19 protein-coding genes are annotated in these 21,483 nt (G+C 49.3%); 1 reads left to right on the forward strand and 18 read right to left on the reverse strand.

Features of this window, described 5'->3' with window-relative positions; genetic code table 11:
• Positions 1–945, forward strand: coding sequence for an ornithine carbamoyltransferase (argF, locus tag QMA09_RS13205; protein WP_290213457.1), 945 nt, complete (start codon positions 1–3; stop codon positions 943–945).
• A 99-nt stretch (positions 946–1,044) separates the two neighbouring features.
• On the opposite strand, the gene QMA09_RS13210 is transcribed toward argF, so the two are convergent.
• The 18 genes from QMA09_RS13210 to metG form a co-directional block, all read right to left on the reverse strand.
• Positions 1,045–1,335: an RNA-binding S4 domain-containing protein gene (locus tag QMA09_RS13210; RefSeq protein ID WP_135502429.1), complete on the reverse strand. Its 291-nt coding sequence runs from the start codon at positions 1,333–1,335 to the stop codon at positions 1,045–1,047.
• Positions 1,336–1,337: 2 nt separating this feature from the next.
• Complete coding sequence (yabN, locus tag QMA09_RS13215) at positions 1,338–2,801, reverse strand: bifunctional methyltransferase/pyrophosphohydrolase YabN (RefSeq protein WP_290213438.1); 1,464 nt, start codon at positions 2,799–2,801, stop codon at positions 1,338–1,340.
• 6 nt (positions 2,802–2,807) lie between these two features.
• Complete coding sequence (locus QMA09_RS13220) at positions 2,808–4,400, reverse strand: putative polysaccharide biosynthesis protein (protein ID WP_290213439.1); 1,593 nt, start codon at positions 4,398–4,400, stop codon at positions 2,808–2,810.
• 39 nt (positions 4,401–4,439) lie between these two features.
• The gene (mfd, locus tag QMA09_RS13225) at positions 4,440–7,973 is read right to left on the reverse strand and encodes a transcription-repair coupling factor (RefSeq protein WP_290213440.1); all 3,534 of its coding nucleotides are present in this window, start codon (positions 7,971–7,973) and stop codon (positions 4,440–4,442) included.
• A 76-nt stretch (positions 7,974–8,049) separates the two neighbouring features.
• A complete protein-coding gene (gene pth / locus QMA09_RS13230; protein WP_290213458.1) occupies positions 8,050–8,613 on the reverse strand; it encodes an aminoacyl-tRNA hydrolase in 564 nt (187 codons plus the stop codon).
• Positions 8,614–8,727: 114 nt separating this feature from the next.
• Positions 8,728–9,375 (reverse strand): 50S ribosomal protein L25/general stress protein Ctc, encoded by a 648-nt coding sequence (locus QMA09_RS13235; RefSeq protein ID WP_290213441.1) that lies wholly within the window; start codon positions 9,373–9,375, stop codon positions 8,728–8,730.
• A gap of 118 nt (positions 9,376–9,493) precedes the next feature.
• Positions 9,494–10,462: a ribose-phosphate diphosphokinase gene (locus QMA09_RS13240; RefSeq protein WP_135502420.1), complete on the reverse strand. Its 969-nt coding sequence runs from the start codon at positions 10,460–10,462 to the stop codon at positions 9,494–9,496.
• A gap of 15 nt (positions 10,463–10,477) precedes the next feature.
• Positions 10,478–11,851 (reverse strand): bifunctional UDP-N-acetylglucosamine diphosphorylase/glucosamine-1-phosphate N-acetyltransferase GlmU, encoded by a 1,374-nt coding sequence (glmU, locus tag QMA09_RS13245; RefSeq protein WP_290213442.1) that lies wholly within the window; start codon positions 11,849–11,851, stop codon positions 10,478–10,480.
• A 193-nt stretch (positions 11,852–12,044) separates the two neighbouring features.
• A complete protein-coding gene (spoVG, locus tag QMA09_RS13250) occupies positions 12,045–12,329 on the reverse strand; it encodes a septation regulator SpoVG (protein WP_135502416.1) in 285 nt (94 codons plus the stop codon).
• 227 nt (positions 12,330–12,556) lie between these two features.
• Positions 12,557–12,934 (reverse strand): RidA family protein, encoded by a 378-nt coding sequence (locus QMA09_RS13255; RefSeq protein ID WP_290213443.1) that lies wholly within the window; start codon positions 12,932–12,934, stop codon positions 12,557–12,559.
• Between the two features lies 1 nt (position 12,935).
• A complete protein-coding gene (gene purR / locus QMA09_RS13260; protein ID WP_290213444.1) occupies positions 12,936–13,763 on the reverse strand; it encodes a pur operon repressor in 828 nt (275 codons plus the stop codon).
• A 56-nt stretch (positions 13,764–13,819) separates the two neighbouring features.
• Positions 13,820–14,683 (reverse strand): 4-(cytidine 5'-diphospho)-2-C-methyl-D-erythritol kinase, encoded by an 864-nt coding sequence (gene ispE, locus QMA09_RS13265; protein WP_290213445.1) that lies wholly within the window; start codon positions 14,681–14,683, stop codon positions 13,820–13,822.
• Between the two features lie 148 nt (positions 14,684–14,831).
• Entirely contained in the window at positions 14,832–15,095 is a 264-nt protein-coding gene (gene veg / locus QMA09_RS13270; protein WP_071152415.1) for a biofilm formation stimulator Veg, read from the reverse strand.
• Positions 15,096–15,254: 159 nt separating this feature from the next.
• Complete coding sequence (rsmA, locus tag QMA09_RS13275; RefSeq protein WP_135502408.1) at positions 15,255–16,136, reverse strand: 16S rRNA (adenine(1518)-N(6)/adenine(1519)-N(6))-dimethyltransferase RsmA; 882 nt, start codon at positions 16,134–16,136, stop codon at positions 15,255–15,257.
• Positions 16,133–16,693: a ribonuclease M5 gene (rnmV, locus tag QMA09_RS13280; RefSeq protein ID WP_290213447.1), complete on the reverse strand. Its 561-nt coding sequence runs from the start codon at positions 16,691–16,693 to the stop codon at positions 16,133–16,135. Before rnmV ends, rsmA begins: the two co-directional genes overlap by 4 nt.
• Before the next feature lie 153 nt (positions 16,694–16,846).
• Complete coding sequence (locus QMA09_RS13285; protein ID WP_290213448.1) at positions 16,847–18,193, reverse strand: G5 and 3D domain-containing protein; 1,347 nt, start codon at positions 18,191–18,193, stop codon at positions 16,847–16,849.
• Positions 18,194–18,281: 88 nt separating this feature from the next.
• Positions 18,282–19,049 (reverse strand): TatD family hydrolase, encoded by a 768-nt coding sequence (locus QMA09_RS13290; protein WP_290213449.1) that lies wholly within the window; start codon positions 19,047–19,049, stop codon positions 18,282–18,284.
• Between the two features lie 179 nt (positions 19,050–19,228).
• Positions 19,229–21,190 carry a methionine--tRNA ligase gene (gene metG, locus QMA09_RS13295; RefSeq protein ID WP_290213450.1) on the reverse strand — a complete coding sequence of 654 codons (1,962 nt, stop codon included), beginning with the start codon at positions 21,188–21,190 and terminating at the stop codon, positions 19,229–19,231.
• Positions 21,191–21,483 lie beyond the last annotated feature (293 nt).

Genomic DNA, 21,483 nt, shown 5'->3' on the forward strand with positions numbered 1-21,483 from the left:
ATGACATTGACATCCGCTACACAACTGACCCAGAATCATTTATTGTCGCTGAAAGATTACAGCACCGAAGAAATCTTGGAGCTGCTGGCGCTTGCCGCGGATCTGAAAAAGCCTGAAAACAAACACCTGCCTTTGCTGCAAGGCAAAGTGCTTGGCATGATTTTCGAGAAATCTTCGACGCGCACGCGCGTATCATTCGAAGCAGGCATGCTGCAGCTCGGGGGCCATGCGATGCACCTCAGCACGCGCGACATCCAGATGGGCCGCGGCGAGACGATCGCTGACACCGCCCAAGTCCTGTCCGGCTATTTGGACGGCATCATGATCCGCACGTTCCACCAGGCGACGGTCGAAGAATTCGCCGCCAACAGCAAAGTGCCGGTCATCAACGGTTTGACCGATGATTTCCATCCGTGCCAAGTGCTTGCTGATTTGTTGACGATCCAGGAACATTTCGGCGTGCTTGCCGGCAAGAAAATGGCATATATCGGCGACGCCAACAATATGTCGAATTCATTGATGATCGGTGCGGCGAAAGTCGGCATGGACATCACCATCGCCTCCCCTGCCGCCTACGCCCCGAAACCGGACATGGTGGCATTGGCGCAAAGCATCGCGCTGGAAACCGGCGCAAACATTCACGTAACGACAGACCCGGTTGAAGCAGTGGCCGGCTGCGATGTCATCTATACGGATGTATGGGCCAGCATGGGCCAAGAAGCGGAAGCGCTTGAGCGCATGGAGCATTTCAAGAATTTCCAGGTAAACGAAGAGCTGGTAAAGCACGCAAATAGCCATTATATTTTCATGCATTGCCTGCCGGCCCACCGTGAAGAAGAAGTCACTACCGCTATTCTTGAAGGGCCGAACTCGGTCGTCTTCCAAGAAGCGGAAAATCGCCTGCATACACAAAAAGCGCTGCTTGTTGCACTTATGGGCAAGTGATTGCTTCGTGAGTAAGCATGCAATGATTTATCCAATCAAAAAAGCTGCACCTGAGCCCATTGCTCCGGTGCAGCTTTTTCTTGTGTTGCGTTTTAACTCTTACGCTTCGTCATCGATGAACTGGGGTTCGACTTTATCCAGCTTTTCTTCGTTTAAGATTGTATACATATTCGCCGTTTCTTCTTTCTTGGCGTTTTCTTTGATTTGGTCGACACGTACCGTAACCACTTTTTGGCCAAAACGGATTTGCAGTTCATCGTTTTCTTTGATGACGGAACTCGCTTTGGCTTTCGAACCGTTTACAGTGATGCGGCCTTGGTCGGCCACTTCTTTCGCCAGCGTGCGGCGCTTGATCAAACGCGAGACTTTCAAAAATTTATCGAGGCGCATAGTCAGTCTTCCTTTCTTGCCAATGCTTTGGCTTCGTTCCAATATTGATCGAGCTGCTCAAGCGTATAGTCGCTGAATTTTCCAGTCCCTTCTGTGACGCGTTTTTCAACGTGCCCGAAGCGCTTGCGGAATTTGCTATTGGCTTGGATCATCGCCTGCTCCGGCGACAAGCCGTAAAAGCGCGCGATGTTGACCAATGTAAACAGCAAATCGCCGAATTCATCGAGTTGGCGCTCTTTTGTCCCTTTCGCCGCTTCCTGCTGGAATTCCTGCCATTCTTCCTGGAATTTATTCCATGCACCGTCTGCATCGGGCCAGGTAAAGCCGGCTTCCGCCGCTTTTTTCTGGTAGTTGTACGAGGTTTCCAATGCCGAACTAAAGCGCTGCTGGCCGTCGAGAAGCGATTCTGCCGCCGGCTTTTCCTGCGCTTTGATGCTTTCCCAGTTCGCCACGACGTCCTCTGCACCGCCGACTTTCACGTCACCGAAAACATGCGGGTGGCGGCGGATCATTTTGCTGCTGATCGACGCCAGGACATCTTCCAGCTGGAAATAGCCATTGTCCTGGCCGATTTGCGCATGCAGAAAGACTTGCAGCAACACGTCGCCGAGTTCTTCGGCAATCGCTTCATCGTCTTGTTCGTCGATCGCCTGCAGCAATTCGTGCGCTTCTTCCAATAAATACGGGCGCAGCGACTCATGCGTCTGCTCACGGTCCCACGGACAGCCATCGGGACCGCGCAATGTGGCGATGATCGCCCGGAACGTCTGCCATTCCTTGATGCGGTCCAGCTGCGCTTCTACCGGCGGCACGTAGATTGTCGTCAAATTATTCACTTCCGTTGAGCGGTCAAGCTCATAAAGCGGCACGGATTTCAGCAATTCTCCCGCTGAACCCGCTGCCGTAACAATCGTCACCGGATAATCTTCCGGGTATTTCTCCATCAACGCGAGCTTCACTTCTGAAGCGCTGAAGGAGTCGTAGACTTGTGCGATCAGCACATGCTGCGCCATATTGACGTCATCGCTGTGCAGCGCTGTGCCATCCAGCAATTGAAAGCCTTCGATCGGATCTATGCGCAAGGCACCGAAAATGGCGTCGAGAAAACTTTGCCCGCCTTCGATCGATAAGCGGCAGCGCCCTTCTTTTTCTGCAGCGACCAAATGCTGCACCGTCTGTTCCGCAACGAGCGGGTGGCCCGGCACTGCATACATGACCGGCTGCTGCGCGGATAACGCGATCAGCGTATCGGCAATTTCCTGATACACCGGCTCAAACGCATCGTGCTTTTCGTAGACCGCGTCAAACGATGTCCAGCTGATGCCTTCTTGCGCCAGTTCGCTCAAAACTGGATGGTCCGCAGTCCGCACATATAATTCCGTTGCCTGCTTCAAGCTTTTATAGACGCCGAACGGCAGCTGGTCCAAATCTCCAGCGCCAAGGCCGATTACGCGTATGGTATTCATATGTCATCACCTTTTCTGTTTTCTGATCCACAATTGAAGACCGGCAATTTTCCGACCGAATGGCATGATGTACCATTGCTTCTCCGTAATGATGCGGCTTTTCGCAATTAGCGCCATAAATACAGCTGCACCAAGGGCCACTGCTGTCAATGCTGTAGAAAGCGCCTGCATGCGGCTGGAAAAAGAGTCAAACAGCACCATATCTGCAAACAACGCCCAAGCCGTTACAACCACTCCCATCGCCGCTGAAGCGAGGAGAATCCAGCCGTAATAGCAGGTTGGCGCAAAATGGATCGGCCAGACCCGTTTGAAATACAGCAATAGCCCGGCCACAATCAGCGCTAAGCCGAGATTGCCGGCAAGCGCGGCACCAGCCACTCCCCATAACGGCACCAGCAGCGCATTAAAAATCACTTTCACCGCCAGTCCGCCAGCCAATAACAAAGCCGGCACTTTCACTTTGCCGAGTCCGTGCAGCATGGCGGCCATGACGAGAATGAGCGACATCCAGACGATTTGCCAGCTGAAAATGATCAATGCCGCTGAGCCGTCACGCGTCTCGAACAGCATTTCATTGACATAAGGCATGACAAACGCCAAGCCTGCCGCTGACGCGACTGCGAACAGAAACGAAATGCGAAAAGCAAGCTGGGCGTATACTTCCGCCGAACGGCCGCTTTGCTTTTTCGCCATATGTGCGACGAGGGGCACGATAGCGAGTGCCAGCGACGACGCAATCAGCAAGCCGAATTGGACGAGCGGCTGGCCGCGGTCGTACACGCCTTTTTGCTCCATCGCCGCCATTCGCCCCATGCCGTTTTCCGTCAGCAAACGGAAGATTGTAAACGAATCCGCCAGCTGAAAAAACAATAAAATCAGCGAACTCATGCTGACACCTAGCGATATGGCCATCAGCGCTTTGATGACCGGCCATTTTTTCAACGCAGACACACGCGGAAAGCGCAGCTGGCGTTTGCGGAAAAAGACGAGCAGCAAAAACGCGCCCGCCAACGCGCCGGCTGCCGCTCCGAATATTGCTGTCTGGCCGGCCGCATACAATGAAAAGCCGTTCGACACCACGATCCACGTGCCAATCAGGATCACGGTGACGCGGGCTGCCTGTTCCGCTACTTGTGCATAGGCGACCGGCGCCATGTCATTGCGCGATTGGAAAAGCCCTTTCAGCACGGCGAGCACAGGCATCAGCAGCACGGCGAAAGCGCCGGCTTCCAGCAGCGGTGCCAGTAAAGGATCGCCCATCCAGCCTGCCAAGCGGCCAGCGCCGAAATACAATCCTCCGAATATCAACAGCGAGACCGCCGTGATAAAGCTGAAGGCAACACGCAAAATCCCGCCTTGGTCGGCTTCAGGCGCATCCGCCAGCACTTTCGACACCGCAACGGCAAAACCGTATGACGTCCACGCCGCGAAAATTCCGATGAACGGATACACTTGCTGGTAGATGTAGAAGCCTTGGTCGCCGACCATGTTCTGAAACGGCACCCGGTAAACCGCGCTGAGCAACTTGACGATGAAGCCTGCCAACGTCAACAGCACAGTGCCTTTCATGAATGTTTTCATCGTTCCTTCATTATTCAACGGGCCCCACCCATTCCTTCGCATTAAAATTCATCCGCATCAGCCGACCGGTTTTTCTTCCTTCAATGATTCCGGAAGCAGCTTGATCATGCCTTCAAGAACGTCGAATGGGTGTGTTTTACCGGTTTTTGTGTCATCGATCGACATCACCAATTGCTGGCCGGCCATCCGGAAACCGACAGCGCGGCCGAATGCAGCGGATTGTTCCACCAATTTGCCGCCGTTGACCGAAGTCGTACCGCGTTCGCTCAGTTTGACCGCCGTAACCGAGCCGCTGCGCTTGATCGATTCGACTCCTGCCATACGCGCCCATACTTTCATGCGGGCAATGCGCAGCAGGCGGTCCGTTTCAATCGGCATATCGCCGAAGCGGTCGATGAGCTCATCCTGCAGCTCTGACACTTCCTCGACATCGGTAATGCCTTTGACGCGCTTGTACATCTGGATTTTCTGGTAGCCGTCGCCGATATAGCTGTCCGGAATATAAGCATCGATATCGAGCGAAATCTCGATTTCCGGCACCACTTCCTTCTTATTGCCCGTGCGGCGCTCTTCAATCGCCTGCTCAAGCATTTGTGAATACAAATCAAAGCCGACCGAATCGATAAAGCCGTGCTGCTGTGAACCGAGCAGATTGCCCGCTCCGCGGATCGACAAATCGCGCATGGCGATTTTAAAGCCGGAGCCGAGTTCGGTAAACTCCTTGATCGCCATCAGCCTTTTTTCAGCGACATCCGTCAGCACTTTATCGCGCTGGTACATGAAATACGCATACGCGACACGGTTCGACCGGCCGACGCGGCCACGCAATTGATACAATTGCGACAAGCCCATACGGTCGGCGTTGTAGACGATGAGCGTATTGACGTTCGGAATGTCGATGCCCGTCTCGATGATCGTTGTCGTCACCAAGACGTCGTATTCGCCGTCCAGGAAACTGAGAATCGTCGATTCCAATTCCGATTCCGACATTTGCCCGTGGGCATAACCAACACGCGCTTCCGGCACGAGCGCCTGGATTTCTTCCACCTTGCGGGTCATGTCGTCAACACGGTTGTACAGATAGAACACTTGCCCGCCGCGCGCCATTTCGCGTTCAATGGCTTCGCGCACCAATGCGCCGTTATGCTCCATGACATAACTCTGCACAGGGAAACGGTTGGCCGGCGGCGTTTCAATGACCGATAAATCACGGACGCCGATCATCGACATGTGAAGCGTACGTGGAATCGGTGTAGCCGTCAGCGTCAAGACGTCGACATTGGTTTTCATTTGTTTAATCTTTTCTTTATGCGTAACGCCAAAGCGCTGCTCTTCATCAACGATCAACAGCCCTAAATCTTTATAGGCGATGTCTTTCGACAAAATTCGGTGCGTGCCGACTACGACATCGACCGTGCCGTTCTTCAAGCCTTTCGCTGTCTCAGTCTGCTGCTTTTTCGAACGGAAGCGGCTCATGAGGCCGACGGTGATCGGATAATCCTTGAAGCGTTCAGCCATCGTTTCGAAATGCTGCTGCGCCAAAATCGTCGTCGGCACGAGGAATGCCACCTGTTTGCCGTCCAGCACGGCTTTGAACGCCGCGCGGATGGCCACTTCGGTCTTGCCATAGCCGACATCGCCGCATACAAGGCGGTCCATCGGCCGCTCGTTTTCCATGTCGCGCTTCACTTCATTGATCGAACGCTCCTGGTCGACGGTTTCCTCATAAGGGAATTCCGCCTCGAATTGGCGCTGCATGTCCTGCTCTTTGGAAAATGCATAGCCTTTCTGGGCTTCGCGTTCTGCGTACAATTTGATGAGGTCGTCCGCCATGTCCTGGACGGCAGCCGATACTTTCCTGCGCGTCTTCTGCCATTCCGCCCCGCCCATCTTATGGAGCTTCGGCTCTTTTTCTTCCGAAGCGATGTATTTCTGGATCAGGTCGATTTGGTCGACGGGAACGAATAATTTATCATCGGCTTTGTAAATGATGTGCAGGTAATCTTTGTGGATGCCGCCGATTTCCAGCGTCTCGATGCCGACATAGCGTCCGATGCCGTGATGGACATGGACAATATAATCTCCGGGTTTTATTTCCGAATAGCTTTTAATGCGCTCGGCATTCGTCAGCTTTTGCGGGCGGCTTTTTTTCTTCGCCTGCTGCTTGAACATCTCTGCGTCTGTAATGACCGCAATCCGCTGCAGCGGCATTTCAAAACCAGACGATAAATCACCATCGACCAAATAGATATGGCCGCCTTGCACTTCTGTCTGCGGATTGAATATTTCCGCCTCCATGCCGTAATCTTCGAGCACCGACCGTACTTTTTCCAAGCGTTCATTGCCTTCTGCAATGACGAAGGCCTGGAATTTCGCGAGCTGCCAGCGTTCCATTTCCGCTTTCAATAAATTCATCTGGCCATGGAATGACTGCATCGGTTTGCACGAAAAGGCGATCGACTTTTTGACTTGAACGGATGGAAATGTCCGGACAAACAGCGACAGGAACGTCACTTTTTGCTTGGTTTTTTGCAACACTTCCCGGAACGTGTAAGACAGCCGCAGGTCATGCAGGAATTTCCCTTCTTCCAGCAGCGACACAATCCAGTCCCCTTCTTCACGTTCCAGCGTTTCGGTCATTTCCTGGATGCGCCCGAGCTCATCAAAAAAGATAAAGCCGTCTGCGGGGAAATAATCCGCCAAAAAGGAAGATTGCGTTTCCACCAATGCCGCATATTTCGCTACCTGATCGGGCACATTGCCTTCCCGCAGCATGTCGATATCATGCTGGATATGCAGCAGCAACGCTTCTTTCGTATCTTCGGCTTTGATTGATTTCAGCGATTTCGCGAGCTGCGCTTCAATCTCGTCGGCAAGCTGCAAACGCTGCGGCTTCGATAAGACCAGTTCAGAAGCCGGCAGGATGCACAGCGACTTGACCTTTTTGAGCGAACGCTGGTCTTCAGCTGAGAACAAGCGAATCGAATCGACTTCCGTGTCGAACAATTCAATGCGTACAGGGTGTTCGAAATTCAACGGATAGATATCGAGGATTCCGCCGCGCAGCGCAAACTCTCCAGGTGTCGTCACCATCGGCGTGCGCGAGTAGCCCATCGCCACCAGTTTAAGCATCCACTGCCCGGTATCAAGCTCTTCGCCCTCATTGACGCGCAATGTGGAATCCGCCCATTGTGCATGGGACGGCATCAATTTGCGCATGCCCGCTACCGGGGTGATGTAAATGCCTTGGCCGTTGCTCGCCATGTGGTCAAGCGTATCAATGCGGTGGGCGCGCAATTCCGGACCTGAAAATGATACATCTGCTGCAATCAGTTCATCTGCCGGATAAAGATGCACCATGTCTTCGCCCATCAATTTCGTCAAATCGTCATAGACGCGCTGCGCATGCAGCAAGTTCGGAGTAACGATCAGCAGCGGCGCTTGTGTTTTCGCCCAGACTGTTTGGTAAAATACCGGGCGTGCGCTGCCGGAAAGTCCGGAAATAAGCTGATGGTCTTGGCCATTCTGTAAATCCGCAATGAATTTCTGTGTATGAGAATCCTCTGAAAACACCTGCAATATTGGATCCATGAAGATTCCTCCTTTCAAGATGCAATTGATCGGCAAACAGCAAAAAGCTCTGTACGCATTTTGCGCCAAAGCAATTTTACGAGCCGTTAAACTGGTTCATGACTTCTATATAAGGTTTGGACAGCCATAATTCGCAAGCGTCCGCACTTTTTTCCACGGCCTGCGCCATCTCGGGGATTTCGGCGTCAGAAAAACGCGATAACACGTAATCGGGCACTTTCATGCCGGCTGGCGGACGGCTGATGCCGATGCGCATCCGGTTGAATTGCTGCGATCCGAGATGCTGGATCAGCGACTTGATGCCATTGTGGCCACCGGCGCTGCCTTTTTGGCGCAGCCGCAATTGCCCCGTCGGCAAATCGAGATCGTCGTAAATGACGACAATGTCTTCTATGGCAATATTGTAATAATCCATCAACGCATTGACGCTTTCGCCGGACAGGTTCATGAACGTCAACGGCTTTAACAGCATGACTTTGCCTTCAGGCCGGTGAATGACGGAATACATGCCCTTGAATTTCGACTGTGTCAATGGGGCGTTCCATTTCATCGCCAAGTAATCGATTACTTTGAACCCGATGTTGTGCCGCGTCTGTTCATATGCCTTGCCTGGATTGCCTAAGCCGATAATTAATTTCATCATTAATCTTCCTTTGCTTTTTCGCTGTCTACCATTTTACCATAAAGGCGCTTTAAAGCAGAAAAATAGGGGCTGTCAGATGACAGCCCCTTGTTTTCAATGATGCAGATTTGCTTACGCTTCTTTAGATTCTTCAGAAGTTTCGCCTTCAGCTGCTTCAGTTTCAGCTTCGCCTTCAGCGCCTTCTTCCGTTTCTTCAGGCTCTTCTTCTACAGTCGGTGCTGTAACAGAAACCAATAGGAAGTCGTCTTCATCTAAGATTTCATAAGATACTGTGTCGCGGATGTCGCCGACAGATAAGTGATCTCCGATTTCAAGTGCCGATACATCGACATCAAGTGAATCTGGAATATCCGAAGGTTTCACTTTTACATTCACTTCACGGTTCGGCTGGTTCACAACGCCGCCTTCTTTTTCGCCGGCTGCTTCGCCAGTCGTGTGGACTGCTACTGCTACTTCAAGCTCTTCGCTCATGTTAACTGCTAAAAAGTCAACGTGCTTGAAGCTGCCTTTCAAAGCATCGCGTTGGAAATCGCTTAATACGACATTCAAGGTTTTTCCATCAACATCCAAGTTGATAACGCCGTTACGCCCTGATTCACGCAATGTTTTGATCAAATCGGCTTCAGTTACAGAAACTGAAAGTGTTTCAGTCTGATATCCGTATACTACGCCCGGCACACTGCCTTTACCGCGAAGTTCAGTTAATGATGAATTCGGTGTTTTGCTTTCTCTTTGTTGTGCTGATAATTTTGTACCCATATGTTCTCATCCTCCAGTTATATTGTGCGTGTTCAGTATACCACTGATTAGTCATATATAGTGCATACCCATCCAGGCACAAAATGAAACCCCGGAAGATCCAGCTAAAGGACAGAAATCAATCGAAAAGTGTGCTGACGGACTTTTGTTCGTGTACACGGACAATTGTTTCAGCCAATAATTTCGCAACTGAAAGCTGCTTGATTTTTGGCGAACGTTTTTCTTCTGGAAGCGCAATCGAGTTCGTCACAATCAATTCTTTGATGACAGAATCGTTTATGCGCTGAACCGCTGGACCTGAAAGGACCGGATGCGTACAGCAAGCGTAGACTTCTTTCGCTCCGCTTTCGATCAATGCGCTGGCCGCGATTGAAATCGTTCCAGCTGTATCGATGATGTCGTCGATGATGATGGCGGTCTTGCCTTCCACATTCCCGACGATGTTCATGACTTCAGCTACATTCGGGCGCGGGCGCCGTTTGTCGATGATGGCGATTGGCGCTTTCAGGCGGTCTGCCATTTTGCGGGCGCGCGTCACTCCGCCGTGATCCGGCGATACGACAATGACATTGGCCAAGTCGATGCCGCTTTCTTTCAGGAAGTAATCCGAAATAAGAGGAACAGCTAACAAATGGTCGATCAAGATATCAAAGAACCCTTGAATTTGAGGTGCATGGAGATCCAGTGCAATGACGCGTGTAGCGCCAGCAGTTTCCAACAGGTTTGCCACGAGTTTAGCCGTGATCGGTTCGCGTGAACGCGCTTTGCGGTCTTGGCGTGCATAACCGTAATAAGGCATAACCACGTTGACAGTCCGCGCAGAAGCACGTTTTACCGCATCGATCATGATCAAAAGCTCCATCAAGTTTTCATTGACCGGCTGTGAAGTCGATTGGACGATAAAGACGTCATAGCCACGGATGCTTTCCTCGATATTGATCTGGATTTCGCCGTCGCTGAAATGGGTTACCGAGCTTTTTCCAAGCGGCAAGCCGACTTCTTTCGCAATCTCCTCCGCTAGTTCCTGGTTGGAATTCAAAGCAAAAATTTTCATTTTTGTAGTTGCTGGATCAATTTGATAACTCATCTTGTGTGTAGCCTCCTATTTTTTTAGGTGTAGTTTGTTTACATAGCCTTCTTTGTTTTCCTGGCGGGCACGTGCGATGGCAAGCGCTTCGCTTGGCACATCTTTGGAAATCGTGGAGCCCGCTGCGACATAAGAGCCTTTGCCTACTGTTACAGGCGCAATCAGGTTCGAGTTGCAGCCGATAAACGAGTCATCTTCAATCGTAGTAAGGAATTTATTTTGGCCGTCGTAATTGACTGTAATGGTGCCGCAGCCGATATTGACGTTGGTTCCGACTTTTGCGTCTCCGATATAGCTTAAATGAGAGACTTTGCTGTTGTTGCCGAGTGTCGCTTTCTTCACTTCGACGAAATTGCCGATTTTCACTTCGTTGCCGAGTTCCGATTCCGGGCGCAGATGCGCAAATGGACCGACTGCCGCGTCTTGGCCAATCGAGCTGTCATAAACATGCGATGAGCGGATGCTTGTACGGTCGCCGACAGTGCTATTGGAAATCGTTGTCCCCGAAGAAATAAAGCAATCTTCCCCGATCACTGTATGGCCTTCAAGGATGACGTTCGGCTGGAGCACGGTGTCGCGCCCGATCTCCACTTCAGCGCCGATATATGCAGTTGCAGGGTCGATGATCGACACGCCGTTTCTCATATGCTTTTCATTGATGCGTGCACGCATGAAACGTTCCGCTTCGCTCAACGCGACGCGGTCATTGACGCCAAGTGTTTCATCGAAGCTGTCTGTTGCATAAGCAGCAACCACTTCACCTTGTTTTTGAAGGATTTCAATAACGTCCGGCAGATAATATTCACCTTGCGCATTGTTATTCGATACCAATTTCAACGCTTCAAACAGCGCTTCGTTATCGAAGCAATACGTACCAGTATTGATTTCTTTCACTTGCTGCTCTTCCGCGGAAGCGTCTTTTTGCTCAACGATTTTCGCAACTTCGCCTGCTTCGCCGCGGATAATGCGGCCATAGCCTGATGGATTGTCTGCAATCGCTGTCAAGATTGTCGCTTTTGCGCCTTGTTCTTTATGGTGAGCAAGCAAAGCTTCCATCGTTTCGGTGCGGATCAACGGCGTGTCTCCACAAACGACCAATGTCGTTCCTGGCAGCCCTTCGATCAATGAAGCAGCTTGCTGTACGGCATGAGCCGTTCCTAGCTGTTCTTCCTGAAGCGCGTATTCACTTTTCGCGCCAAGCTGTTCTTGCACTTTTTCCGCGCCGTGGCCGACGATCGTCACGATTTTTTCTACGCCCAAGCGGCTGACGTTGTTCGCCACATGCTCAACCATTGGCATGCCGCAGACTGGGTGAAGCACTTTATAAAGCTTCGACTTCATGCGCGTTCCTTGCCCCGCTGCTAAAATCACTGCATATGTACTGGTCATCTGGGTGCTCCTCCTAAAGTAAAATGTAATATCTATTTTCTCTCTATAGTAGATCTTGTCACTATTTCCTTCTTGACTATAGCGGAAAAACCTTGATTTTTCAAGGTTTCAGAGCATGACAATCCCATGACAAAAAGCTTCCCAATAAAAAAAGAGCCCATTCTAATGACAGAAGGCTCTTGAGGTTTCACATTTATACGCCAGCTTCTTCAAAAACCGGCTCATTTTCACTTTGTTCATATGCAGCTAAAATCGCTTCCTGCAATTTATTGCGGGTACCCGAATTGATCGGATGCGCAATGTCCCGGAATTCTCCATCCGGCGTGCGTTTGCTCGGCATTGCGACAAACAGCCCTTCGTTGCCGTCAATCACCCGGATATCATGCACGACGAACTCGTTGTCCAGCGTGATGGAAGCGATTGCCCGCATGCGGCCGTCGGTTTGGACCCGGCGGAGCCTTACATCAGTTACTTCCATTTTCTCACCACCTTTCTTCTAAGATGCTTTTTAATGCCTTTTTTATTGCTAATTTACTAATTCGCTTCCAAGGACTAAACTCCTTTAAAAATTACATAATTTATTAGAAAACTTAATTAATTGGAATAGAGCATCTGGAGTTGGATGTAAACATCAACTTATTCACTATAAAAGAACGAAAAAAGCTGCCGAGAGTTTTCTCGGCAGCTTCGTTTACTTTATTGGATTTACTTCGCGATTAATGCGATGACTTCGATTTCAACTTTTGCGTCTTTCGGCAAGCGCGCTACTTCTACCGTGGAGCGCGCCGGCTTGTGGCTGCCGAAATAAGAAGCATACACTTCGTTCAATTCAGCAAAATCGTTCATGTCTTTGATGAAAACCGTCGTTTTTACGACTTGCCCGAGCGAAGAACCTGCTTCCGCCAAAACCGCCTGCAGATTGGCAAACACTTGATGCGCTTGTTCGGCGATTGCGCCTTCGACCATGCTGCCTTCCGGCGTCAATGGGATCTGGCCTGAGCTGTAAAACATATTTCCTGCAATGACACCTTGCGAATAAGGTCCGATGGCTGCTGCTGCTTTGTCCGTTGCTACAAATTTCATATCAAAAACCTCCATTAGTAAAATAATTTCCTTCTTCCAATGCGATGGTCCGTTCTTTTTCGCTTACTTCGTGCAATTTGACGAGCGACAGGTATTTCTCTACAAGTTGTTCATCTGAATGCTGCGCCTCAACGAGCACGGCTACGCCAGCCAGCGTGCAATCGAATTCTTCCAGCAGGTTTTTCATGCCGTTCATCGTTCCGCCGACTTTCATGAAATCGTCGGTGATCAGCACGCGCTGGCCGCTTTTCATACTGCGTTTGGACAGCACCATGGTCTGGATGCGGCGGGAAGAGCCTGACACGTAGTTGATGCTGACGGTTGATCCTTCTGTCACCTTGCTGTCTCTGCGGACGATAACGACCGGCACATTCAAATGGCGGGCAATCGCGTGTGCAATCGGGATGCCTTTTGTCGCCACTGTCATGATGACATCGATTTTCTCATTCGCAAAAGCCGTAGCGAACACTTTGCCCACCCGGTTCATGATGCCCGGATTGCCCAAAACGTCTGTCATGTAAAGATAGCCGCCTGGCAGCAGCCGATCGGAATGCCCAAGTTCTTCTATCAATTCGGCCATGATGCCTTTGATCTCGTCTGCATGAAGCTTCGGGACGTATTTGACGCCTCCCGCCGCTCCCGGCACTGTCATCAACAAGCCGATTCCGCGTTCTTCAAACGTCTCTTTGATGATTCCCAAGTCCTCGCTGATCGAGGATTTGGCGGAATCGTAGAGGTCTGAAAAATAAGTCAGCGGGATGAGCTTGTGCGGATGGTCCAAAAGGTAATGTGTCATATCAACTAACCGTTCACTGCGCTTCCACTTCATTTTGCACTCTCCTAAACACGAATAATTTATAGAAAACTTACCATAAATGTACGTCTTTAGGCAAGTGTCTCCCGTTCGCCGATCAAGCGAACCACATAGACTTCGCCGCAAAAGCCGCGAAGCCCGTTATAGATGCGGGGAATCCGCGCTTCCTGCTGAACCAGTCCGAAGACGGTCGGGCCGCTGCCGCTCATCAATACCGCGTCTGCACCGAATTTTTTCATCTGTTCTTTGATTTGCGCCACTTCCGGATGCATTTCCAGGGTTACGCTTTCGAGCGCATTGCCCAAATGATCGCACATGCCTTGGTAATCGCCTTGTTCCAGCGCTTCGATCATTTTGCCTGTGTCTGGATGCTCTGCATTAGCAGGGTTGAACGCACCGTAGACGTCCGCTGTGGAAACGCCGATCGTCGGCTTTGCCAAGACGACCCAGCAATGCGGCGGAGCAGGAAGATGTTCGATGATTTCTCCGCGGCCTTTTGCCAGTGCGGTCCCGCCATAAACGCAGAACGATACATCCGATCCGATTTTAGCACCGAGTTCCGCCAGTTCGTCCAGCGACAAGTTCAGCTGCCACAATTGGTTCAGGCCTTTCAATGTCGCCGCGGCGTCGCTGCTGCCGCCCGCAAGCCCTGCAGCTACCGGGATCTGTTTATCGAGCGAAATGATGACGCCCGATTTGATGTTGAATGTATCTTTCAATAATTGCGCCGCCTGATACGCTAGATTGCGCGAATCGTTCGGCACGAAACGGTCGGCTGATTCAATATGTATGCCGCTTTCTGTCGCTTTCAAACCGATCCGGTCAGCCAAGTCGACGGTGGTCATGATCATTTCGATTTCGTGGTAATTGTCTGGCCGCTTGTATAAAACGTCCAAGGTTAAGTTGATTTTGGCAGGTGCCTTTACGTAGAGCATCCCACTGCCTCCTTTTATAGTCTAATGAAAACTATTTTAACACACGCGGCACAGTTCGGGCGTGCTAAGGCAAATAAACAAAAAAACACACCGCCTGTTGTGTGCAACAGGCGGTGTGTTTTTCAACGAAAATTATGGATATAGTTCATTATTTAACAACGAGTGCGTCTTCTGTTCCTTCATACACAGTGATTTCCACTGCTTCTGTTAAGATGTCTGCGTAGCTGTAAGATACGCGTTCAAATGCATGCTCATCTTGATCAAGCTCAATTACGAACACGGAGTGGTACGTTTCGCGCAGAATTCCGGCGCGTTCGACCGTTTTCTTGCGTCCTCCGTTTGCCTTTAAAAGCAATCGTTTCCCTAAATGCAGGTCCAACGATTTTTTAATATCCGCCAAAGTTTTGGGCATTTGTCTACACCTCACTATAGACAAAGTTTAACAGAATTTGACCCTTTAGTCAAGCAAATTTCTAATTTTATCAGCGTTCTACTGATAATGTCAATATTTTTTTATCCGAAATATCTCTAAAAGCGGGTTATATGTGCCATTTTTGTAACAGAATCTCCCTTATTGTGCGAAATAAGGATACAATTTATCCGCCAACAGCCCAAATTCTGCAATCGACAAGGTCTCGCCGCGGCGTGAAGGCTCGATTCCCGCCTCTTCCAATGCTTTTAAAACCAGCTCTTTCTTCTCTTTGCCATTAGGCATCGCGCTTTGGAGATTGTTTAAAATGGTTTTGCGGCGCTGGACGAATGATCCACGCGTAACCGTGAAAAAGAAATCCTCATCAATGACTTTCACGCGGGGCTCAGGGAGCTTCATCATGCGGATAACCGCAGAGTCCACATTCGGCTGCGGCATGAATACCGTTTTCGGTACCGTCAGCGCCATTTCCGCATCCGTATAGTATTGGATAGCGATCGACAGCGAGCCATACGCTTTTGTTCCCGGCTTCGCTGTTATGCGTTCAGCGACTTCTTTTTGCAGCATGACCACCAAGCCGCGGATCGGCAATTTTTCCAGCAGTAATTTCATGATGATCGGCGTCGTCACGTAATACGGCAGATTGGCTACCACCACGATGTCTTTATAGCCCGCCAGCTCTTTCTCTATGGCTGCTTCCACATCGGCTTTAAGGATGTCGGAATGGATGATGGAGATGTTGTCGTAAGGCGACAGTGTATCTTCAAGCACCGGCAGGAGCCGCTGATCGATTTCAAACGCCAGGACTTTGCCTGCGGCACGCGCTAAATGTTCCGTCAGCGCGCCGATGCCCGGACCGATTTCAATGGCTGCCGATTCTTTCGTCAGCTCCGCTTTGCCGACAATTTTGCGCAGGATATTGGGATCGATCAAGAAATTCTGCCCCAGGCTCTTTTTGACAGTCAAGCCATGCTTGTCCATTATTTGCTGAGTGCGGATCGGTGTTGCTATATCTTTGTTCATTCGTGTTCCTCCTGGTTTAAAGCGATGACCGCTTCGATGAATTGCTGTTTCGTGATGCCGAACATGTGGAGCCGTTTCTGCAGCTGCTTGCCATTGGTATAGCCAATCTGCAGCATCTCCCCGAGCCGTGTTCGCCGCATTTTAGCGCGCGGGTGCGCAACCAGCGCCGCTTCAATCAAATCTTCCATGGTGATTTCCGGCGCTTCGCCATTCTGGATCGTGGTGTAGACCGCTGACAAGGCTTCACGGATGTCTTCATCCGCTGCATGCTCGATGCCGAGGCCTTTGCCATTTTTCGCAATGGTCTTTTCTTTCGCTAAAAAAGCATGCTTGACCGCCGGCACATGTTCTTCAATAATAGCACGGATCCGCCGGCCCGGATAATCCGGATCGGTAAAAACAATGACTCCCCGTTTTTTCTGGGCATGCGCAATTTGTTCAAGCGTCGATTTCGAAATGGCCGAACCGTTCGTTTCAATGGTGTCAGCATGCACCGCTCTTTTGACGGCAACTGTATCATCTTTGCCTTCCACCACGATTATTTCTTTGATCTTCATCTATTTTCCTCATTTCAAGCATCGTATTTCGCCACCCTCGATTTACCGGCAAGAGGCTATCCGTTGAAGTTTCCTTCTATTTTACACCTGCGCTGCTAAACATGTAAAAGGCTTTCCCAGGGAGCACCCGGGAAAGCCTTTGGTGTTTTTGAATTAATTTAAGACCGTTACTTTTACTTGTTGGCGTCCGAATGCGATGGCAGAAGATTGCTTCGCCATGAACAAATCGATTTTATTTCCTTTGATTGCGCCGCCTGTGTCTCCAGCAACAGCATAGCCATAGCCTTCCACATACACTTTAGAGCCTAACGGAATGACGTTCGGGTCTACAGCAATGACTTTCAATCCAGGGTTCGCTTTCAAGTTGATGCCTGTAGCAGTTATCCCAGAGCATCCCGTGCAACTAGCTGTATAAGCTGTTGCAGAGACGATCAAAGTTCTGCCAGCCGGCTCAGCAGGTGCTGTAGCGGCTACTGAAGCGGTTTTCGGTTCAGCTGCTTTCGGAGCAGCAGTTTTTGGTGCCGTAGCTTTTGGCGCTGGCGCTTTTGGTGCTGCTACTTTTGGAGCCGTGGCTTTTGGCGCTGGCGCCGCCGCTTTCGTGCGCGCTCCACGCGATACGCTAGCAACGATAACTTTAGTGCCGACAGCCGTCAGCTGTTTTTTCGGTTCTTTTACTACTTTTTTATCTTTAAGTTCACGCTTTACTTCTTTGCCATTTTCTTTAATCACTTCATACGTTTTCGAAACAACGCCATTTTGGCCTTTTTGGACGACTTTTTCTTTGCCTTTAAGAATAGAAGAATCTTTCTTCGTTTCAACAGCAAATTTTACAGAATCCTCAACTACATCGGTGACCTTTTCTACACGAACTACTTTAACTTCTGAATTCGGAAGGACCATTTCATCCATTCCGTTTTCAACCCGGTCAAGTTCGCTTAAAGAAATCTTGTTCTGCTTTAAAAAGTCAGCGACCGTAGTCGAAGTGGACCATACTTTTTTCTCTTCCAAACCATCAAGGACTGTAACCTCGTAAGCTTTTTCTACAGAAACAGCTGTATCCGCATCTATTTCTTCATCTAATCCAGGCGACACTTTATCATGTTCAGTAATTTCAATAGCCGCTTTGTTCAAGATCTCTCTCACGGTATTGTTTGTTGTCCATGCCGCAGCTTTTTTGCCATCGACATTCACTGTGTATTCTTTTGCCTGCTCAAATTCGAGCGCGATATCTTTCTCAATTGCCGTATCGGCAGTATGGCTTAAATAATCATGTTCGGAAACGTTGATTTCCTGCTCTTTCAGGAAAGCCCCTACTGTTTCTGCGTGGGTTTTCACTTCTGTTGTTTCACCATTAGCCGTGATGGATACCGTGTTTTTCGTTCCTTCATAAATCGCGAACGTCAAAACAGCTGCAAACATCAAAACTGTGGCGATGGCAACAACGATTGATTTGCCTTTTAACGCATTTACAGACTTTCCATTAGTTGATAACTTCGTCAAAAATAACTCCTCCTCTTTCACTTGAGTGATTGTAAAGACCCGAATTCAGGCGTAAATCCAAGCAATTCTGAACTTCTTGGATGATTCTCTACGCCAGTTTGAAAAACTGTTCGGCATTTTTGGTCGTAGCGGCTGCTACTTCTTCAATTGAAATGCCTTTCAGCCGAGCGATTTCTTCCGCGACAAGTGGGACATAGGATGGTTCATTGCGTTTTCCGCGATATGGATGGGGAGCCAGATAAGGCGCATCTGTTTCAATCAGCAGATGGTCCAACGAAATCGCTTCTGCCACTTCTTTCGGCTTTTTAGCGTTCTTGAACGTTACCGGCCCTCCGAGTGAGATCATAAAGTTCATCGCAATGCTTTCGCGCGCAGTTTCTACGCTGCCGCCGAAACAATGCATGACGCCTCCAACTTCTTCGGCGCCTTCTTCTTTCAAGATCCGCAGTACATCTTCCGTAGCTTCACGATTATGTATGATAATCGGCAACTTCACTTTTTTCGCAAGGCGAATCTGCTTTCGGAACACTTCTTGCTGGATGTCTTTCGGCGATTTGTCCCAGTGGTAATCCAGGCCAGTCTCTCCGATTCCGACAACCTTGTCATGTGCCGCCAGCTCTTCGATCCAGCGCAAATCTTCTTCGGTGCAATCGATTGCGTCAACCGGATGCCAGCCGACAACTGCATATATAAATTCGTATTGCTCAGCAAGCGCTATTGCACGTTCAATCGTCTTGCGATCAAATCCAATCACAATCATTTTTGTAACATTGCTTTCTAAAGCTCTGTTAATGACTTCTTTTAAATCTTCATCGTATTGGTCAGCGTTCAAATGTACATGGGTATCAACGAACATCAAGCATTCTCCTCACATTAAACCTTATTTTAATTGTTTTTTACGTGTCTTTCTTCACACCAATATTACAGTTGCATAACAAAACATGTTTTTTATATATCATTTTGCTTATTTTAGCCTAATAAAATCCAAATAAAAATGGCACTCTCCTAGTAATAAGAAGAGCGCCCAATATCATGTTATTTTATTTTTGCTCCGTTTGGTAGATTTTCATCCACAGCCGCCAGCGTCAAAAAGCCATCTTTTTCGCCTGCCAATATCATGCCCTGAGACAATTCGCCGCGCAATTTCACCGGCTTCAAATTGGCAACCACAACCACTTTTTTGCCGACCAGCTCATCCGGCTTATAATGTTCCGCAATGCCAGACACCACTTGGCGCTGTTCATACCCCATATCGAGCTGCAATTTCAGCAATTTCGACGTTTTTGGCACCGCTTCACAAGCCGTTACCGTTGCTGCACGAAGATCCACTTTCATGAAATCGTCAATGCTGATTTCCGGCTCTTGCGCCGGCAGTTCCTCCACTGCTTGCTCTTCTTCGGCAGGCGCTGTGTCGCCGCGCATCTGGTCGCGGATATACGCCACTTCCGGCTCTACTTCAAGACGCGGGAAGATCGGCGTTCCTTTGGAAACGACTTTGATGCCTTCCGGGATAAAGCCGAAATGCCCCAATGTTTCCCAAGCCAATGCGTCTTCCGACAAACCAAGCTGCTCGATGATCTGTTTCGGTGCATTTGGCAGGAACGGCTGCAGCATAACGGCCGCCATGCGCAGGCTTTCCGCCAAATGGGCCATTGCAGAAGCCAATTCCGCTTTCAAGCTTTCATCTTTCGCCAAAACCCATGGCTGCGTTTCATCGATATATTTATTGGTGCGCGAAATCAATGCCCATACTTCGCTCAGCACGATGCTGAATTGCATTTTCTCCATATGTTCTTCGTAGACGCCGACCGTGCGCTTCGCCACTTGCTGAAGCGTTGCGTCAAATTCAGTGACATTCCCTTTGATCTGCGGCACTTCGCCATCGAAGTATTTATTGATCATCGACACGGTGCGGTTCAACAAGTTTCCAAGATCATTCGCCAAATCGTAGTTTGTGCGTTCGACAAAGGATTCCGGCGAGAACACCCCGTCCGAACCGAATGGCAGTTCACGCAGCAGGAAATAACGCGTTGCGTCCAAGCCATAGCGCTCTACGAGCATTTCCGGATAGACAACATTGCCTTTCGATTTCGACATTTTGCCGTCTTTCATCATAATAAAGCCGTGCGCAAAAATTTTCTTCGGCAGCGGAAGATCGAGCGCCATCAAGAAAATCGGCCAATAAATCGTATGGAAGCGAACGATATCTTTGCCGACCACATGGACATCTGCTGGCCAGTATTGATTGAACAGCGTGTCGTCATCGGAACCGTAGCCGAGTGCTGTGATGTAATTCGACAATGCATCGACCCATACGTAGATGACGTGCTTCGGATCTCCAGGAACCGGGATGCCCCAGTCGAACGACGTGCGGGATACCGATAGATCTTCAAGGCCCGGCTTGATGAAATTATTGATCATTTCATTTTTGCGCGATTCCGGCTCGATGAATTCCGCATGGTTTTCGTAATAATCCAGCAGACGATCTGCATACTTCTTCATATTGAAGAAATACGATTCTTCTTTCACTTTATGGACCGGGCGGCCGCAGTCCGGGCAATTGCCGTCGACGAGCTGGGCTTCTGTATAGAAAGACTCGCACGGCGTACAATACCAGCCTTCGTATTCGCCTTTATAGATGTCGCCGTTGTCCAAGAACGTCTGGAAGATTTTTTCGACACTCTTTTTATGGCGCTCTTCGGTCGTGCGGATAAAGTCATCATAGCTGATGTCCATGACTGACCATACTTTTTTCGCAGCTTCTGCCATTTCATCCACGAAAGCCTGAGGCGCTTTGCCGGCTTCTTTTGCCTTCTCCTCAATCTTCTGTCCATGTTCATCCATTCCTGTCAGAAACCGGACATCGAAACCTTTCAAGCGTTTATAGCGAGCCATTGCATCAGAAGCGACAGTTGTATAAGCCGTACCGATGTGGAATTTTCCGCTTGGATAATAAATCGGGGTCGTTATATAAAAAGTATTGTTTTTAGCAGTCACGAAAAATTCCTCCAGTTTTTTGGTATAGTTCTTATTTTAACGAAAGAGCCAATTTTGTACAATATTTCATACCACTTTCTCAATTCGACAATATCTCATATTTCAGATTATTTAATTTTTAACTAAATTAAGAACAAATATAATTATTTTGGAAATTAATAGTAGATTAAAAGTCTTTTTATCAATTTAGCGCCACATTTTCGTAAAATTTATTATGATAGCGATAGTTTTTTATTGACCCAATTGCCATTACTTGGTATGATTTATGACAGGAAGTGGTAATTGTCGAATTT

Source organism: Planococcus sp. APC 3906 (assembly GCF_030407685.1).
Taxonomy (GTDB): domain Bacteria; phylum Bacillota; class Bacilli; order Bacillales_A; family Planococcaceae; genus Planococcus; species Planococcus koreensis.

Bases quoted from the DNA above. Each gene is read 5' to 3' on its own strand.
- argF (WP_290213457.1), top strand. From the start codon at position 1: ATGACATTGACATCCGCTACACAACTGACCCAGAATCATTTATTGTCG.
- QMA09_RS13210 (WP_135502429.1), bottom strand. From the start codon at position 1,335: ATGCGCCTCGATAAATTTTTGAAAGTCTCGCGTTTGATCAAGCGCCGC.
- yabN (WP_290213438.1), bottom strand. From the start codon at position 2,801: ATGAATACCATACGCGTAATCGGCCTTGGCGCTGGAGATTTGGACCAG.
- mfd (WP_290213440.1), bottom strand. From the start codon at position 7,973: ATGGATCCAATATTGCAGGTGTTTTCAGAGGATTCTCATACACAGAAA.
- pth (WP_290213458.1), bottom strand. From the start codon at position 8,613: ATGAAATTAATTATCGGCTTAGGCAATCCAGGCAAGGCATATGAACAG.
- QMA09_RS13235 (WP_290213441.1), bottom strand. From the start codon at position 9,375: ATGGGTACAAAATTATCAGCACAACAAAGAGAAAGCAAAACACCGAAT.
- QMA09_RS13240 (WP_135502420.1), bottom strand. From the start codon at position 10,462: ATGAGTTATCAAATTGATCCAGCAACTACAAAAATGAAAATTTTTGCT.
- glmU (WP_290213442.1), bottom strand. From the start codon at position 11,851: ATGACCAGTACATATGCAGTGATTTTAGCAGCGGGGCAAGGAACGCGC.
- spoVG (WP_135502416.1), bottom strand. From the start codon at position 12,329: ATGGAAGTAACTGATGTAAGGCTCCGCCGGGTCCAAACCGACGGCCGC.
- QMA09_RS13255 (WP_290213443.1), bottom strand. From the start codon at position 12,934: ATGAAATTTGTAGCAACGGACAAAGCAGCAGCAGCCATCGGACCTTAT.
- purR (WP_290213444.1), bottom strand. From the start codon at position 13,763: ATGAAGTGGAAGCGCAGTGAACGGTTAGTTGATATGACACATTACCTT.
- ispE (WP_290213445.1), bottom strand. From the start codon at position 14,683: ATGCTCTACGTAAAGGCACCTGCCAAAATCAACTTAACCTTGGACGTT.
- veg (WP_071152415.1), bottom strand. From the start codon at position 15,095: ATGCCCAAAACTTTGGCGGATATTAAAAAATCGTTGGACCTGCATTTA.
- rsmA (WP_135502408.1), bottom strand. From the start codon at position 16,136: ATGAACAAAGATATAGCAACACCGATCCGCACTCAGCAAATAATGGAC.
- rnmV (WP_290213447.1), bottom strand. From the start codon at position 16,693: ATGAAGATCAAAGAAATAATCGTGGTGGAAGGCAAAGATGATACAGTT.
- QMA09_RS13290 (WP_290213449.1), bottom strand. From the start codon at position 19,049: ATGTTCGTTGATACCCATGTACATTTGAACGCTGACCAATACGATGAA.